This is a genomic window from Marinomonas profundi (genome assembly GCF_020694005.1).
In the GTDB taxonomy this organism is placed as follows: Bacteria; Pseudomonadota; Gammaproteobacteria; order Pseudomonadales; family Marinomonadaceae; genus Marinomonas; species Marinomonas profundi.
The window spans coordinates 1,791,880-1,807,645 of record NZ_CP073013.1; the positions used below are offsets into that span (position 1 = coordinate 1,791,880).

The 15,766-nt window shown below is 46.1% G+C and carries 16 protein-coding genes; 15 read left to right on the plus strand and 1 reads right to left on the minus strand.

Features of this window, described 5'->3' with window-relative positions; genetic code table 11:
* Window positions 1-336: 336 nt before the first annotated feature.
* The 6 genes from cyoA (at window position 337) to J8N69_RS08420 (ending at window position 7,081) form a co-directional block, all read left to right on the plus strand.
* Complete coding sequence (gene cyoA / locus J8N69_RS08395) at window positions 337-1,323, plus strand: ubiquinol oxidase subunit II (RefSeq protein ID WP_168823573.1); 987 nt, start codon at window positions 337-339, stop codon at window positions 1,321-1,323.
* On the plus strand, window positions 1,323-3,302 hold the full coding sequence (gene cyoB / locus J8N69_RS08400; protein WP_168823571.1) for a cytochrome o ubiquinol oxidase subunit I: 1,980 nt from the start codon (window positions 1,323-1,325) through the stop codon (window positions 3,300-3,302). Before cyoA ends, cyoB begins: the two co-directional genes overlap by 1 nt.
* 2 nt (window positions 3,303-3,304) lie before the next feature.
* Complete coding sequence (cyoC, locus tag J8N69_RS08405; RefSeq protein ID WP_168823569.1) at window positions 3,305-3,928, plus strand: cytochrome o ubiquinol oxidase subunit III; 624 nt, start codon at window positions 3,305-3,307, stop codon at window positions 3,926-3,928.
* Window positions 3,928-4,248, plus strand: a complete 321-nt coding sequence (cyoD, locus tag J8N69_RS08410) for a cytochrome o ubiquinol oxidase subunit IV (protein WP_168823568.1) — start codon at window positions 3,928-3,930, stop codon at window positions 4,246-4,248. The genes cyoC and cyoD overlap by 1 nt, the downstream gene beginning before the upstream one ends.
* A 71-nt stretch (window positions 4,249-4,319) precedes the next feature.
* On the plus strand, window positions 4,320-5,210 hold the full coding sequence (gene cyoE / locus J8N69_RS08415) for a heme o synthase (protein WP_168823566.1): 891 nt from the start codon (window positions 4,320-4,322) through the stop codon (window positions 5,208-5,210).
* Between the two features lie 206 nt (window positions 5,211-5,416).
* Window positions 5,417-7,081, plus strand: a complete 1,665-nt coding sequence (locus J8N69_RS08420) for a tannase/feruloyl esterase family alpha/beta hydrolase (protein ID WP_168823564.1) — start codon at window positions 5,417-5,419, stop codon at window positions 7,079-7,081.
* 15 nt (window positions 7,082-7,096) lie between these two features.
* On the opposite strand, the gene J8N69_RS08425 is transcribed toward J8N69_RS08420, so the two are convergent.
* The gene (locus tag J8N69_RS08425; RefSeq protein WP_168823562.1) at window positions 7,097-7,846 is read right to left on the minus strand and encodes an SDR family oxidoreductase; all 750 of its coding nucleotides are present in this window, start codon (window positions 7,844-7,846) and stop codon (window positions 7,097-7,099) included.
* A gap of 227 nt (window positions 7,847-8,073) precedes the next feature.
* Here J8N69_RS08425 and J8N69_RS08430 point away from each other — a divergent pair, with 227 nt between their 5' ends.
* The 9 genes from J8N69_RS08430 (at window position 8,074) to J8N69_RS08470 (ending at window position 15,703) form a co-directional block, all read left to right on the plus strand.
* Window positions 8,074-8,499, plus strand: coding sequence for a MarR family winged helix-turn-helix transcriptional regulator (locus J8N69_RS08430; RefSeq protein ID WP_168823559.1), 426 nt, complete (start codon window positions 8,074-8,076; stop codon window positions 8,497-8,499).
* A gap of 23 nt (window positions 8,500-8,522) precedes the next feature.
* Window positions 8,523-9,602 (plus strand): HlyD family secretion protein, encoded by a 1,080-nt coding sequence (locus J8N69_RS08435; protein ID WP_168823557.1) that lies wholly within the window; start codon window positions 8,523-8,525, stop codon window positions 9,600-9,602.
* A gap of 10 nt (window positions 9,603-9,612) precedes the next feature.
* Window positions 9,613-11,139, plus strand: a complete 1,527-nt coding sequence (locus J8N69_RS08440; RefSeq protein ID WP_168823555.1) for a DHA2 family efflux MFS transporter permease subunit — start codon at window positions 9,613-9,615, stop codon at window positions 11,137-11,139.
* 86 nt (window positions 11,140-11,225) lie between these two features.
* Entirely contained in the window at window positions 11,226-11,834 is a 609-nt protein-coding gene (locus tag J8N69_RS08445) for a gamma-glutamylcyclotransferase family protein (RefSeq protein ID WP_168823553.1), read from the plus strand.
* The gene (locus tag J8N69_RS08450; RefSeq protein WP_168823551.1) at window positions 11,824-12,885 is read left to right on the plus strand and encodes a class I SAM-dependent methyltransferase; all 1,062 of its coding nucleotides are present in this window, start codon (window positions 11,824-11,826) and stop codon (window positions 12,883-12,885) included. The genes J8N69_RS08445 and J8N69_RS08450 overlap by 11 nt, the downstream gene beginning before the upstream one ends.
* Window positions 12,886-13,165: 280 nt before the next feature.
* Window positions 13,166-13,405 carry a hypothetical protein gene (locus J8N69_RS08455; protein WP_168823550.1) on the plus strand — a complete coding sequence of 80 codons (240 nt, stop codon included), beginning with the start codon at window positions 13,166-13,168 and terminating at the stop codon, window positions 13,403-13,405.
* On the plus strand, window positions 13,374-13,904 hold the full coding sequence (locus J8N69_RS08460) for a hypothetical protein (RefSeq protein WP_168823548.1): 531 nt from the start codon (window positions 13,374-13,376) through the stop codon (window positions 13,902-13,904). Before J8N69_RS08455 ends, J8N69_RS08460 begins: the two co-directional genes overlap by 32 nt.
* 101 nt (window positions 13,905-14,005) lie before the next feature.
* Complete coding sequence (locus tag J8N69_RS08465) at window positions 14,006-14,464, plus strand: YehS family protein (RefSeq protein ID WP_168823546.1); 459 nt, start codon at window positions 14,006-14,008, stop codon at window positions 14,462-14,464.
* A 195-nt stretch (window positions 14,465-14,659) separates the two neighbouring features.
* Window positions 14,660-15,703 carry a hypothetical protein gene (locus J8N69_RS08470; RefSeq protein WP_227804014.1) on the plus strand — a complete coding sequence of 348 codons (1,044 nt, stop codon included), beginning with the start codon at window positions 14,660-14,662 and terminating at the stop codon, window positions 15,701-15,703.
* The last annotated feature ends 63 nt before the right edge of the window (window positions 15,704-15,766 follow it).

The window sequence follows — 15,766 nt, forward strand, 5'->3', positions numbered from 1 at the left end:
AGCCTCGTTTTTACCACCCTATTATTGGTTAGTTATTGGTCCGTTATGACCAATATCAACCCTGCTCGCCAGATATTGGCCTTCTCTTTAGTTCATGTGTTTGCTCCTAATGAGCAATCTAGTCGTGCTGAGGCCCGACGCATGTTGAGATGTAGAGCTCCCTTTTTCAGATTAGGTGATCCAAAAAAATCATTACTGCGTTAATAGTATTAACTTAGTAATGGTTTTTGTGCTGTTCTCAGTATGGTGATCTTTACTGAAATACCCGGCATTAGCCGGATTTTCGTTCTGTTACCTGATCTTAGGTAGCAGTTTTGTGAACATAAGGGTTAGAGGATGATTCTCTTGTTAACTCGTATCCTAAGTAAAGTCGCTTTGGCGCTAATGGTGGGCTTGCTCGCCGGTTGTCAGGGTGGTGTGCTCGATCCTAAAGGGCAAATTGGTATTGAAGAGAAGCAACTAATTATTGTTGCGACTTTGCTGATGCTGCTTGTTGTGATTCCTGTCATTTTCATGACACTGTATTTCGCTTGGAAATACCGTGAAGGTCGTGACGAAATCTACGAACCGAAGTGGTCCCACTCCACAAAAATTGAAATCATAGTATGGGCTATTCCAATTGTCATCGTCATCATTCTTGGTGTGATTACATGGAAATCCACTCATGCACTAGATCCTTATAAGCCGTTGAAATCGGATAAAGATCATATCAACGTTCAGGTCATTTCAATGAACTGGAAGTGGTTATTTATCTATCCGGATCTTGGTATTGCTTCTGTGAACGAGCTGAGATTCCCAGCAAACGTTCCTGTTGCTTTCCAGATTTCATCTGAAGGCACAATGAATTCGTTCTTCATACCTCAATTGGGTAGTCAAATTTACTCAATGGCAGGCATGGTGACCAAGCTACATTTGATTGCGAATGAACCAGGCACATTTGATGGTATTTCGGCAAACTACAGTGGTGCTGGTTTCACTGGTATGAAGTTCAAAGCCATTGCGACAGAAACAGAAGCAGATTTTGAAGCTTGGGTTGAAGGTGTGAAAGCACAATCCATAGAGGGCGCCATTAACAATGGCGTACTGGATCAGGCTTCCTATGAGGCGCTTGCTGAATTTGATCTAGATGCTCATCACATTGAACCTACGCCAGTTCAATACTACAACTCTATTAAATCAAGCATTTTCATGGACAATGTTATGAAGTTTATGAAAGATCACGGCAAGGTTGAGTTGCTTAAAGGAACTGTTTTTGATTCTAAAATGATTCATGAGGAGTCTCAACACTCATCGCATGATATGCATACGGAGGCTGAAAAATAATGTCTGCACTCTTAGGCAAATTATCTTGGGACGCGCTTCCATACGACCCGATTGTTATCACGACTTTGTGCGTGGTAGCGGTTGCGGCGTTTGTTGTTGCCTTCCTAGTGATAAAAAACAACTTACTTGGTGTACTCTGGAATGACTGGTTAACGTCCGTTGACCACAAACGTCTGGGTGTAATGTACATCGTACTGGCACTCGTAATGCTTATTCGTGGCTTCGCTGATGCCATCATGATGCGTTTGCAACTTGCACTCGCCACGAACGGTGATCCTGGCTATTTGCCTCCAAGTCACTACGACCAAATCTTTACCGCTCACGGTGTGATCATGATCATCTTCATGGCTATGCCATTTATGATTGGTTTGATGAATATCGTGGTGCCTTTACAGATTGGTGCTCGTGACGTTGCATTCCCGTTCTTGAACAACTTAAGCTTCTGGCTTGCTGTTTCTGGTGCGGTATTAGTCAACATTTCCTTAGGCCTTGGTGAATTTGCTATGACGGGTTGGGTAGCGTATCCACCATTGTCTGGTTTGGAATACAGTCCAGGCGTTGGGGTAGACTATTATATCTGGGCATTGCAGATATCGGGTATCGGTACCACTTTAACTGCGGTTAACTTCTTGGCAACTGTGTTTAAAATGCGTGCTCCTGGCATGAAATTGATGGATATGCCGATCTTTACTTGGACCTGTACTTGGGCCAATATTTTGATCGCAGCATCATTCCCGATTTTGACTGCTTTACTGGCTATGTTAACGCTTGACCGTTACCTAGACTTCCATTTCTTTACGACTGATGGCGGCGGTAACTCAATGATGTATATCAACTTGTTCTGGGCATGGGGTCACCCTGAGGTGTACATCCTTGTACTTCCAGCGTTTGGTATCTTCTCTGAAGTTGTATCTACCTTTACAGGTAAGCGTTTGTTTGGCCATAAATCTATGATTTGGGCAAGTGGTGCAATTTCCATTCTTGGCTTCATCGTGTGGTTGCATCACTTCTTTACCATGGGCTCCAGCGCAAACGTCAATGCCTTCTTTGGTATCATGACAATGATTATCGCGGTCCCAACGGGTGTGAAATTGTTTAACTGGTTGTTCACTATGTACCGCGGTCGTCTTCGTGTGACTGTTCCGGTTCTATGGACGCTTGGTTTTATGGTGACCTTCACTATCGGTGGTATGACTGGTGTACTTCTAGCATTGCCTGGCGCTAACTATGTATTGCATAACAGCCTATTCTTGATTGCTCACTTCCACAACACCATCATTGGTGGTGCGGTATTTGGTTATCTAGCTGGTTTTGTTTTCTGGTTCCCGAAAGTGATGGGCTTCCACCTCAACGTGAAGTTGGGTAAAGCGGCTTTCTGGTGCTGGTTGGTCGGTTTCTTCTTAGCCTTTATGCCTCTTTACGTATTGGGCTTCTTGGGTATGACTCGTCGTCTTAACCACACGGATAACCCAGACTGGAATATCTGGCTGTACATAGCGGTTGTGGGTGCGTTTGTTATCCTTGCGGGTATCATCTGTCAGTTCCTACAACTGTACGTCAGCTTCCGTGATCGCAAGCAGAACTTAGACACAACGGGTGATCCATGGAACGCTCATACGCTTGAGTGGGCTACCTCGTCTCCACCACAGTTTTATAACTTTGCCGAGATTCCTGTTGTTTCTGATATCGATGCGTTTACTGATATGAAAGAAAAAGGCACAGCGTACGTTCGTAAAGCAAGTTACGCACCTATCCACATGCCTAAGAATACGAATGCTGGAATTATCATCGGTGCTCTTATCACAGCCTTTGGTTTCGCTATGATTTGGCATATTTGGTGGTTAGCAATCGTTGGCTTGGTAGGCTCTATCGTGGCCTTTGTGGTTCGCGCTTATACCAAAGATGTGGATTACTATGTTCAGCCAGATGAAGTGGCTCGCATTGAGAATGCACATTTAGATAACGTGGCTAAGGGGTAATCATGAGCACAACACATATGAGTACACACGGCGCTCACGACGCCGCTCATGACGAGCATCACGATACTGGTGGCAACACCGTATTCGGGTTCTGGTTATACTTGATGACAGACTGTTTGCTTTTTGCATCAGTCTTCGCTACCTATGCTGTGCTCTTTATGAACTCAGCAGGTGGTGTTACAGCCAAAGAAGTGTTTGAGCCTACGTTGAGCCTGATTTTGGTGGGAACGTCTGCGTTACTTATTTCAAGTATCACATTCGGCTTCGCTATGATCAGTGCTCATAACAAAAATCGTTCTGGCACGTTAATGTGGTTGCTGGCGACCTTTATTTTTGGTGGTGTGTTTATAGCACTAGAAATATATGAATTTCAGCATTTGATCCATAATGGCAACGGCCCTCAAGCCAGCGCATTTTTGTCAGCATTTTTTAGCCTTGTTGGCTTGCATGGATTGCACGTTACAGCAGGTTTGATTTGGATGGTTATTTTAGCTGTTGAAATCATTATGACAGGGCTGACTGGTCGATCATTGACTCGTCTGGCTTGCCTAAGCTTGTTCTGGCACTTTTTGGATATTATCTGGATCTGTGTTTTCACCGTTGTTTATCTGATGGGGGCGATCTAATGAGCGATCATTCTTCTGAAGCGCATTCACACGGTAGCGTTAAATCATACGTAGTGGGCTTTATTTGGTCGGTTATTCTGACCGCTATCCCATTTTGGATGGTTATGACGGAAGCGTTTGATAAAGGACCAACTTACATAACAATCGTTGTGTTGGCCATTGTTCAGATTTTTGTACATTTGAAGTACTTCCTTCATTTGAACTTTTCTCAACAAGGTAAGTTGGATACTTATTCATTTATTTTTTCTGTTGTTATCATTGTTATGGTGGTGGGATTGTCCGTATGGATTATCTACGCTTCCAACGCGATGATGATGTAAGCAGAGTAATTTGATGATTATGCGGACTTTTTTCATGTTATGTGATACCTGTCCGGTGGGAGCCTATAAAGATGTTTAAGCGTTATCTTCAGGTGACTAAGCCTGGCATCATTATGGGCAACCTCATCTCTGTTGCGGGGGGCTTCTTTCTAGCCTCCCGTGGCGAGATTGATTGGATTCTTATGCTAGCGACGGTTATTGGCTTGTCGTTAGTGGTTGCTTCTGGCTGTGCCATTAACAACTATGTCGATAGAGATATTGATGCAAAAATGCAACGTACACGTAACCGCGTTACGGTCAATGGTGAAATGTCCGGTAAAGCGGCGTTTTTTCATGGTGTTGTGTTAGGTGTTATTGGTTTTGCTTTATTGGCGTATTTTACTAACTGGGTAGCGGTTGCTTTTGCTGCCTTTGGTTATGTTGTCTACGTTGGCTTGTATACCATGTATTTCAAGCGCAATTCCGTTTATGGAACCTTTGTTGGTAGTTTATCGGGTGCGGTTCCTCCAGTGGTAGGATATTGTGCCGCTGCAGGTCAGTTTGACGCTGGTGCTGCTATTCTTCTGACGATGTTTTGTATTTGGCAGATGCCACATTCTTATGCGATTGCTATTTTTCGCTATAAAGATTACGAAGCGGCAGGTATTCCTGTTTTGCCTGTGTCACAAGGTATTGCAAAAGCCAAGCGCCATATAGTCCTCCACATTGCTGCTTTTGCAGTGGTTGCAGCACTTTTACCACTGACTGGCTATGTTGGAATTGGCTTTATGGTTGTTGCTCTGGCGACTAGCCTTTGGTGGTTAGCCATGGCGTTGCGAGGTTACCGTTTAGGTATTGATGTGAATAAGTGGGCACGACAAGTGTTCTTCTTTTCTATTATCACAGTAACGGCGCTTAGCGTGACCATGGCGTTGGACTTTAATGAGGTGTCACCCAATTTGCTGGTGTTTAGCGCCCATTAATTCAAGCGTTGCAAAACGGGCTTTTCAGCCCGTTTTTTTATTTGTCTCTTCTGACGCCAATACTTTCTTCTGATAACTTTCTATTTGCCCCATTATTCGTTATTTTGAAGGCTTGCCTGTTAAATCCCATGCTTAAAAAAGCCTTTCTTATAATACTGGGAATAATTTCTTTGCTCTGACATTAAAAATCAAAAAGGACGATGTGTATGAGAACGCTGTTTATCGTATTGGCCCCCGTTATTGTGCTTTCTATGCTAACGAGTCATTCCACTCTGGCGAATGGGGCGAGTTGCCAAGCTTTACCCACGCAAGCACCGGATAATGTCAGTATAAAAACCACTATGATGGCGCCAGATAAGGACGTGAGAAGCGCTTATTGTTTGGTGTCTGGTGTCATGGCGCAACGCATGGGAGTGGACGATAAAGCTTATTCGATTCAATTTGAACTGCGTTTACCGCATTTTTGGCAAGGACGTTTTGCCTATCAGTTTAATGGCGGTAACGACGGCGAAGTTAAACCCGCTTTAGGCAAGGTGACAGGGCTTAAAGGTTATCAGTATGCGATTAACCAAGGCTTTGCGGTGGTCTCGAGTAATGGTGGTCATGACGCAAACGCGAACCCTGAACGGGGCCTGGTTGGCGGAGCGGTATTTGGACATGACCCAGAAGCGCGCCGTGATTACGGTTACGCCGCGGTAGAAAAATTAAACCCAGTCGCTCGATTTCTGGTGGAAAGTTATTACGAGTCGCCTATCCGCTATTCTTATGGCTTGGGTCAGTCGAATGGCGGGCGCATGGCGATGGTCGCGGCGACGCGTTTTCCGGATAGTTTTGACGGACTGTTAGTGGGTTATCCCGGGTTTAATTTGCCCAAAGCCGCTTTACAGCATGCTTGGGATATTCAAGCGTTGCATCGGGTAAACGCCGACATTAGCCAATCCTTAACTCAAAGGGACGTGACCTTTTTTTCGAATAAACTGCTTGAGCAGTGCGACACACTGGACGGTATCAGTGACGATATGATCTTCGCTGCTGACGCCTGTCAAAAGGTGTTCGAACCTAAGGCGTTAGTTTGCAAAAATGAGTTTGATCGAGACTGTTTGCCATTGCTAAAGGTCGCCGCGTTAATCAAGATGCACAGAGGTCCGCATAACTCGAAAAACCAAGCCCTCTACTCGGATTGGGTATATGACGCTGGCATTCGTTCGAATAACTGGCGCATGTGGAAAGTAGCAAGCCCAGTATCCGCGTGGAATAATAAACCTATCATTGGCGTGATGGGGGCGGCTTCTTTAGCGCATGTGTTCACCACGCCTTTTACCAATGTGGCTGGCGATATTTATTCATTAGAGAATTACCTGCTCAAGTTTGATTTTGATAAAGACGCGCCAAAAATCTACAGCACGAATCAGCAATTTAAAGCATCCGCCATGGCGATAATGACCCCACCGGATGCGGCCAAGCCGAAGCTTACTGAGTTTAAACAAAATGGCGGCAAGATGATTATTTTCCATGGCAACAGTGATCCGGTGTTTTCTGTCAAAGACACCATGCGTTGGTATGATTTTCTCGACTTTGGTTTAGTGGGTCGCGCCCATCAGTTCGTGCGTTTGTATCGCGTGCCGGGTATGTCGCATGGTGCTGGCGGGCCATCGGCGGATCAGTTTGACATGCTTCAGCCCTTAATATCCTGGGTCGAAAGAAACCAAGCGCCGCAAGAAATCGTGGCAGCGACACGAGCCGACAACCCAGAAATTACGCCTCGTATGGTGGGTATGACGCGCCCTTTGTGTCCTTACCCAGCGTACGCTAAGTACCATAAAGGCGACTTTCTGACCGCGAGTTCCTTTCAATGTGTGGTTGCTAAATAGCGTCAAGCGGCGCGGTTAACGACCGCCGCCCACATCAATAAAACCGCCTGTTGAATAGCTGGATTTGTCGCTGAGTAACCAGAGGATAGCTTCCGCGACTTCTTCTGGTTGTCCACCACGCTGCAATGGTAAATTGGGTCCAATGCGATCCACTCGGCCAGCTTCGCCGCCATCGGCGTGCATGTCGGTATATATTAACCCTGGTCTCACCACATTGACGCGAATGCCATCGCCCGCCACTTCCAAAGCAAAGCCTTTGGAAAAAGAATCGACAGCGCCTTTACTGGCGGCGTAATCCACATATTCATTTGGCGAACCATAAACCGAGGCGAGAGAAGATACGTTGACGATGGTTCCGCCTTGGCCTCCACGACTCAGCGCCATGTCTTGGAAGGCTTCTTGGCAGCACTGCATGGTGCCAAAGACATTGGTTTGAAAGATGCGTTGCCAGCGTTCTGGCGTGGTATCAACAAAATGTGCTTGTTGATCCAAGACACCGGCATTATTGACTAAGGCTTTAATCGCTCCCCATTCACGTCTAATCCTTGCAAACATCTCGGAGACTTGTTGAGTATCGCTGATGTCAGCTTGTACGCAATGGACCAAGCCGCCAAATGCGGTAATATCGGCGACCACTTTTTCGGCCGATGCCCGATCCTTTTTGTAATTAATAATAACCTGGTAGCCCTGCTGCGCTGCGAGTTTCGCCGTGGCCGCACCAATGCCTCGGCCTCCGCCTGTGATCAACATAAGCGGTGCTTTCATCTTATTCTCCTGATTGTGTTGTGAGTCACCGTGTCGTGAGTCTCAGTGTTGTTCATCATTGTTTGACAACGATAACCTGCTCGATCAAGCAAAACCAGTTGAATGACGGACAGATAGTGGCTGACTGAACGGCCGATTAAGGAAGTATTAGGCATCTTTATACGTTCATATTGAATATAGTAAGTAACATATATAATAATCATAGCGTATTAAATAGGGTGATTTAAATGCAGACAAAAAATATTGGCTTTCTCTTAACCGACATTCTTCGACTGATGCGTCGGGAGTATACCAAAAGCGATTTAGACATGACGCCAATGCAAGCACGGGCGCTGGTGTATGTTTCCCATAGTGAAGGTATTCGGCAGGTCACATTGGCGGAAATGCTCGACATACAGCCCATCACACTGGCGCGTTTGATCGATCAATTGGCGTTGGACAATTTGGTTGAGCGTCGATCAGACCCAACAGACCGCCGTGCCTATGGTTTGTATCTGACCAAGGACGCGGCTCCGTTATTAGAAAAAATTGAGATTGAGGTTAAGCGAGTGCGTGAAAAAGCATTGCAGGGCTTAACCGACGCACAAGTAGAGGTCATGTTGGATGCCTTACTGACGTTGCACGCCAATTTATCAACTGATTCGTCACTGTAGACTTTATCTGGAGACACCCCTTTATGAGTGAACATGAAACGAGAGAACATGAAACGCCCCCGTCATTACCAAAGCATGTTGAGAGGCGCAGAACGCGGCGTGTTTTATTATTGGCCTTGCCATTGGTCGTGGTATTGGCCTCGGTTGTTGTTTATATGCAAGGCGGACGTTATGTTGAAACGGACAATGCGTATATTCAGTCTGAGATGACGACCATTAATGCTGAAGTATCAGGAGTGATTAAGTCCATTGCTGTGAAAGACAATAATACGGTCAAACAAGGCCAGTTACTGTTTCGTATCGATGATGCTTCCTTTCGGGTCGCTGAGGCGAAAGCACAGGCGCAACGCCAGCAAGTTCGATTGAATATTTTGGAGCAAAAAGCCGCTTACGAAGAGAAGAAAGCGGAAATTGCACAAGCTAACAACCTTTATGACTACAACTTGCGTGAGGAAAAGCGCCAAGCTAACTTGTTGAAGCAAAAATATATTTCCGACACCCAATACGATCAAGCGCGTCAGGCAACACGTACCAGCGAGCTAACTATTGCCACCTTGGAGAAAGATTTATTTCGCCTAAAACAAGCCTTGGGTGGTGATCCAGATGCCGCATTGGAACGTCATCCTAGTTACCAATCCGCTCAAGCGGCATTAGATCAAGCTCGTTTAGACCTTAGCCATGTTAATGTGCGTGCGCCGACTTCTGGGGTGGTGGCGAAAGTCCCACATAACGGAGAGTATGTGCAGGCAGGATCAACCGCCATGGTGTTGGTGTCCACTGAACAACCTTGGATTGAAGCGAATTTCACCGAAAAAGACCTCGCCTATGTTTTGCCTGGCCAAGACGTTGATATCGAAATAGACGCTTATCCAGATAGGAGGCTGCATGGCAAGGTAGAGAGTATTAGCCCTGCGACGGGGTCTGAGTTCTCAGTGATTCCAGCCGAAAACGCAACGGGTAACTGGGTGAAAATTACTCAGCGCTTAGCGGTTAAAATTTTAGTCGAGACAAATCAAAGCACGCCGGTATTGCGTTCAGGTTTCAGTACCACGGTGACGATAGACACAGAACATCAGCGTCGTTTGTTCGGTTTGGCATTGTGAGGCAATAGGTATGGCTGTTACGCAAAGCGTGCAACCCAAGGACGCCAGCACAACACGGATCATGATTACCATCTCTGTTATGTTAGCGACCATCATGCAGGCATTAGACACCACCATTGCCAACGTGGCGTTGCCTCATATGAGAGGCGCCATGGGAACCACTCAAGATCAAATTTCTTGGGTGCTAACGTCTTACATTGTGGCGGCGGCGATTTGTATGCCTCTCACCGGTGTATTAGCTGCAAAAATTGGCCGCAAGCGTCTATTTATGTGGTCTATCGTGGGCTTTACCGTTTCTTCTATTTTGTGTGGCGCAGCGCAATCTTTGGACCAAATCGTATTTTTCCGCCTACTGCAGGGTGTGTTTGGCGCGAGTCTAGTACCTTTGTCGCAGTCTGTGTTGCTAGACACCTACCCGAAAGAAAAGCATGGTTCCGCGATGGCTATGTGGGGTGTTGGCGTCATGGTTGGACCGATTCTCGGACCTTATCTGGGCGGATTATTGACCGAGTATTACAGCTGGCGTTGGGTGTTTTACATCAACGTACCGTTTGGCATTATCGCGTGGCTTGGTTTGGCGGGTTTTTTAGACGAATCAAAGCTCGATAAAAAACGCCGCTTTGACCTATATGGCTTTGTGCTGTTGGGCGTGGCGATTGGCAGCTTGCAGATGATGCTTGACCGAGGCGAATCGCAAAGCTGGTTTGATAGTTTAGAAGTGACGATTGAAGGCTTATTGGCCCTTGTTTGTGGTTATATGTTTCTTGTGCATATTTTTACCCATGACCAGCCTTTCATTGAGCCTAAAATGTTCCGTGACCGAAACTTCAGTATTGGTATGGTGTTTATCTTCATTGTTGGCATTATCTTGCTGTCGTCCATGGCGTTATTGCCACCGTTTATGAGCTCCCTTATGGGGTATCCCGTTGTTGATATTGGCGCGATTCTCGCCCCTCGTGGTTTTGGCACCATGGCAGCGATGATCATCGTTGGACGCTTTGCGAATAAAGTCGATGCACGTTATTTCATCACCTTAGGTTTAGTGCTGATTACGTTTTCTATGTGGGAAATGACCTTGTTTACCACCGAGGTGACGGCATGGGACATTATTCGTACGGGCATGGTTCAAGGTATGGGGCTGGGTTTTATCTTTGTGCCTTTGTCGACTATTAGTTTTGCGACACTGGATCCGAAATACCGCAATGAAGGCACAGCGATGTTTAGTTTATTGAGAAACATCGGTAGCAGTATTGGGATTTCGGTGGTAACCACGTATTTGGCGCAGCGAACGCAAATTAATCATGCGGCATTTGCCGACTATATTACGCCTTTCAGTGTACCTTTGCAGATGGCTCAGGAGCAGGGCAGCTACAATATAACCACCACCGCAGGGCTGGCCGCAATGAACGCCGTGGTCAATGGGCAAGCAGCGACCTTGGCGTATTTGCAAGATTTTCGCTTAATGATGTGGGTAACGATTGCGGCTCTGCCCTTAGTACTGCTGTTAAAAGGCTCAGCGAAAAAAGCCAAATCCTAAGCAACATCAAGCGTAAGCTAGTACTGTCTACGGGCTCAGGCTATCATGGCGGTACGGCGATGCATTGGGGTTTGTTTGGAGGCGATATGAGCGTAGTAGATCGACATTTTATTTTGGGCTATGGCAGCCTAATGAACGGTGAAAGTCGTGCGAAGACGGGTGAGACAGGTGACGTTTGGCCTGTCAAACTGCACGGCTTTGAACGTCATTGGTCGGTAATGTCTGTCGAATATGGCATGAGTTCCGTGGCAGTGGTGCAGACGCCTGAAAAAGCCTGTAATGGCGTATTGGTTGAAGTCCCCCATGACCAGTTTCCGTTATTTGATGAGCGAGAGCGTGGTTATCGGCGTGCTAGAATCAAGCCCGAGCAATTAACGCCTTATCATAAAAAGACCCTGCCGCAAGGGACTTATTGGGTTTATCATACTCATAATGTCGTTGAGCCTCATGATGAATGCCCTATCGCGCTGAGTTATCTTGATGTGATCTTATCGGGCTGTTTGGAGCATGGCGACGCTTTTGCGCAAGACTTTTTAGCCCTCACCAAAGGCTGGTCTTCGCCTTTGCTGAACGATCGACAAACGCCGCGTTACCCCAGAGCGCAACCTGAACTTTCTACTGAGCGCTTAAATACGTTATTGGCGCCAGTCACCACCCTTTCTATAAAAGAGCTATCTGTTACTTATGAATCTTAATTCGACCAGCCAACTATTGGTACGCAATAATACCGAATTAGCGGGCAAAATTTTATTTGCTAATCCAGAAGACACCTACCCGCAGGACGTCAGCCGACAAGCGGACGTTTATGCTTGGTGCCAATCTAAAACCGCTTATGATGCTTTGTTGCGAGTGGGTTTTGCCGACGAAAAACTGTTTTTATCCGCGCAATGGGCGATTGAAAATGGTGATGATTTTGACCATGTTGTAATCTACCAGCCTAAAGCCAAGGAGCTGTTGGATTATTTATTGGCGTCTGTTTTGCCGCTGTTAAAAGACGGTGGTCAAATTTGGCTGGTGGGCGACAATAAAAGCGGCGTTAAATCCTCTATGAAGCGCCTAGAAGCGGGTTTAGACGATGTCGGCAAGGTAGATGGTGCGAAACACTGCTTGCTTTACGCGGGTTACAAACGTCGTCCTGCTAAGCCATTTGTGTTCGAGGATTGGCTTGTCACTTGGCAACAAGAAGTCGCCGGACAAACCTTAACACTGTGCAGCTTGCCGGGGGTTTTTGGCCACGGTAAATTAGACAAAGGCACCAACATCTTGCTGAACCAGCTAAACGAGCATCGCTTTATGAGTGACGTTGCCAGTGCTCGAATACTCGACTTTGGCTGTGGCGATGGCATTATTGCACTTTGGTTGCACAACAAAACCGGCGCGAAAATGACGGCGCTCGATGACAGTGTATTGGCGCTCAAAGCAACGGAATTAACCTTTGCTGCTAACCAAGCCAGCGACGCGCTTACCTTAGTCGCGTCCAATGGTTTGGCAGACGTCAAAGGCCGTTTTAACTACGTTGTCACCAATCCACCCTTCCATACCGGTGTCAATACTGACTACAGCATAGCGGAAAGCTTTTTTATGACGGTAAAACAACACCTTACCTTAAATGGTGAACTGTTTGTTGTCGCCAACGACTTCCTCCGCTATCCACCGATTTTAGACGCCGCGCTGGGGTCGCATACTCGCTTGTACCGAGACAAAGGCTTCGCCATTTATCATGGTCGTCAGCCGAAGAAAAAATAGTCGCTCAACGGCTAGGTAGTGGGTTATAAGCACCCCTTTGGTTACTGGGGGCTGAAAAATAGTTTGTTCGTCAGCGCTTTGCTTTTACAGGCAATCAGAAATGTACGGCATGGAAGTTAATATATATTGACGACTGTGTCAGATAGTGGAAGATGAATAGTAGAAACGCATAATCAGCCCCGCTCGGTTAGGCAAGTCAGCCCCGCTCGGTTAGGCAAGTCAGCCCCGCTCGGTTAGGTAAGTTTGAAAGGTCAAAGATACTGATATGAGGTAATAATGTATGAGTAATTTTCTCAGAGGAATGGCTAGGGTATTTAATTTGTTTCCTGCAACAGATTATATGGCCATGGTCCCGAAAGAAGGTGAAATGCTTGAAAAATCGGCTCGCGATGTCAGTCGATCAATGACAAAGGCCTATAATGACCTCTCCCAGCAATACGGATATGCTCCATATCAGAAAAGTAAAGGTGTAAAAGTAAAAGGATACTTTGAAGGAACAAGATGTCGACGTATCAATTAACCCTCAAGATGTGCTTGACGAGATCGGCCGAGAATCGCCTGCATTAAAAGAAACCTTGGACAAAAACCCTGCTTTAGAAGGGGATTTACTAAAAGATCCTGAAGTGCTTCAGAGACTTTTGGTGCTCAGTAGAACTTCGCACACCGAGATCCGTTCCAGTCATTACCCTCCTGCAGACGAAATGATTAAAGTCGAGACTATCCATCCTGGCTATATTTCCCATCTTATGGATATGCATAAAAATGCATTGGAAAACAACAATAAGATGTCCAATAAAGGCATGGAATACGTTTTTAAAGAGCGTATGTTTGGGCAGGTCTGTGGTTTAGTTCTTGGGGTGCTGGGAGTGAGCGCCGGTGTTTACTTGGGTTTGAATGATCATGATGTTTTGGGGGGTGTTATTGGTGGATCGACGGTCATTGCTCTGGTTACCGTGTTTGTAACAGGGAAAGTTAGCCGAGTTGATAGGTCGTCGGAGCAAAACGATCAAGAAAATTAGCGCACTCTTTTGCCGTGTACTTTTTTCATGTTAGCCAATCTGATAAAGTCCGCCACATTGTCATTCATAGCACTGCCTTAACCTAACACTAGGAACATATTTTGAACAACAACGATATTTTACGCCGCCTTCGCTATACCTTTGATTTAAAAGAGCTCACCGTAGTGGATATTTTTGCTGCCGCAGACGGTGTGGTAGCACAAGAACAAGTTACCAGCTGGCTTAAAAAAGAAGACGATGCGGGTTATGTTGAAATAACCGATGTGGAAATGGCGACGTTTCTGAATGGCTTTATCAACACCAAACGCGGCAAACGCGAAGGCCCACAACCTGAGCCAGAAAAGCGCCTGACAAACAATATTGTCTTCATGAAGTTGCGTATTGCCTTGAACCTACAAGCCGACGCCATTCTAGACATCATGTCGCTTGCAGAATTTAACCTAAGCAAGCATGAACTAAGCTCCTTCTTCCGCAAACCAGACAACCGTCACTACTGCGAATGCAAAGACCAGATTCTGCGTAACTTTCTGATGGGACTGCAAAAGCAGTTTCGGGCTTAGCGTTTAAGCTAAAGGGGTCGGTCAAAAGATCTGACCCCTTTACGTTCCCTTTTCTATTCCCCTACCTTTTTCTCATTCTTTGCACACAGTGTACAAAGATTGCAGTATACGGCTATTTTATAGCGCTGTGCTTTGCGATATTGATCCTCTAATTATAAATATAACGGTCAATAAGCAGGTGGTATCAATATGCTAATGAAAAATAAAGTTGCACAAGCGGTTATTATTGCAAGCCTTTCTTCTCAAGGGTTTGCGCTGGATTTGGGTGAGTTTAATGGCACTCAATTTAAAATCGGCGGCTACCTTAAAGCAGAAGGTGTGTTTAACAACCCAGACACAAGCAACAGCACTTTTGAAGGAAGTGCGAGCCAGTCGCGTTTAAACGTCACCACCAGCCGTAAAGAAGGCGACCATAATCTAACAGGTTTTGTTGAAGGTGATTTTAGAGGGGACAAAGATGTATTTCGTTTGCGCCATGCCACGATTACGGTCGATAACCTAACGGTTGGTCAAACATGGACAGGGCAGTTTTTTGCCAATGCGCCGTTTGATACCGAAATGATTAACTTTTATGGAACAGGCATTGGTACCGTTTCGGGTAACGGCGCGGTTGTTAGACCGGGATTGGTTGCTCACTATGCCAAAGACGGTGTGCGTTTAACCCTACAAGACCCCATTTACAATGAAGCCCATCACCCAGATATGGTGGCAGGTTATACTCACCGCACCGCTGACGGTCACGCATTCAACGTGGCGGTTACGGGTCGTGATGTTGACTTGGGCAATGGTGATTCTGAGTTTGGAGCGGCCTTGTCTTTGGCGGCGAAACTTAAATTTGGCGATACCAGTGTATCGCTGAGCGGTTTCTCTGGTAAAGGCGCCGCAGTATACGCAGGTTGGGGCTATAATGGCTCTGCTGGGGCAGCTACGTCTGAAGTCGATGCTCAAGGGGATTTGATTACTCTGACGGGCTTCTCTGCAGGGGTGGGTCACAAGTTAAGTGACAAGCTGCGTATGAACTTACGTTATGGTCAAGTGACGTCAGATGAAGTTTCATCAGCAGTCGCTGACGATACACTTAAACTGACAACAGCGAATATTATTTATACCTACCTTCCTGGACTTGATATTGGTGTAGAGCTACGCGATCAAAATATCGCTAACCGCCCAGCCTCTTCAGACACGACTACCCGCCCAGCGGGACAACAAGTGGAAGTAATGGCGATGTATTCGTTTTAATAAGCCTGATACGCCTTTATAAAGAGTAAGCAAGAACAGACTGGGCTTTCCCCTTTTGCCCAG

Bases quoted from the DNA above. Each gene is read 5' to 3' on its own strand.
- cyoA (WP_168823573.1), top strand. From the start codon at position 337: ATGATTCTCTTGTTAACTCGTATCCTAAGTAAAGTCGCTTTGGCGCTA.
- cyoB (WP_168823571.1), top strand. From the start codon at position 1,323: ATGTCTGCACTCTTAGGCAAATTATCTTGGGACGCGCTTCCATACGAC.
- cyoC (WP_168823569.1), top strand. From the start codon at position 3,305: ATGAGCACAACACATATGAGTACACACGGCGCTCACGACGCCGCTCAT.
- cyoD (WP_168823568.1), top strand. From the start codon at position 3,928: ATGAGCGATCATTCTTCTGAAGCGCATTCACACGGTAGCGTTAAATCA.
- cyoE (WP_168823566.1), top strand. From the start codon at position 4,320: ATGTTTAAGCGTTATCTTCAGGTGACTAAGCCTGGCATCATTATGGGC.
- J8N69_RS08420 (WP_168823564.1), top strand. From the start codon at position 5,417: ATGAGAACGCTGTTTATCGTATTGGCCCCCGTTATTGTGCTTTCTATG.
- J8N69_RS08425 (WP_168823562.1), bottom strand. From the start codon at position 7,846: ATGAAAGCACCGCTTATGTTGATCACAGGCGGAGGCCGAGGCATTGGT.
- J8N69_RS08430 (WP_168823559.1), top strand. From the start codon at position 8,074: ATGCAGACAAAAAATATTGGCTTTCTCTTAACCGACATTCTTCGACTG.
- J8N69_RS08435 (WP_168823557.1), top strand. From the start codon at position 8,523: ATGAGTGAACATGAAACGAGAGAACATGAAACGCCCCCGTCATTACCA.
- J8N69_RS08440 (WP_168823555.1), top strand. From the start codon at position 9,613: ATGGCTGTTACGCAAAGCGTGCAACCCAAGGACGCCAGCACAACACGG.
- J8N69_RS08445 (WP_168823553.1), top strand. From the start codon at position 11,226: ATGAGCGTAGTAGATCGACATTTTATTTTGGGCTATGGCAGCCTAATG.
- J8N69_RS08450 (WP_168823551.1), top strand. From the start codon at position 11,824: ATGAATCTTAATTCGACCAGCCAACTATTGGTACGCAATAATACCGAA.
- J8N69_RS08455 (WP_168823550.1), top strand. From the start codon at position 13,166: ATGAGTAATTTTCTCAGAGGAATGGCTAGGGTATTTAATTTGTTTCCT.
- J8N69_RS08470 (WP_227804014.1), top strand. From the start codon at position 14,660: ATGAAAAATAAAGTTGCACAAGCGGTTATTATTGCAAGCCTTTCTTCT.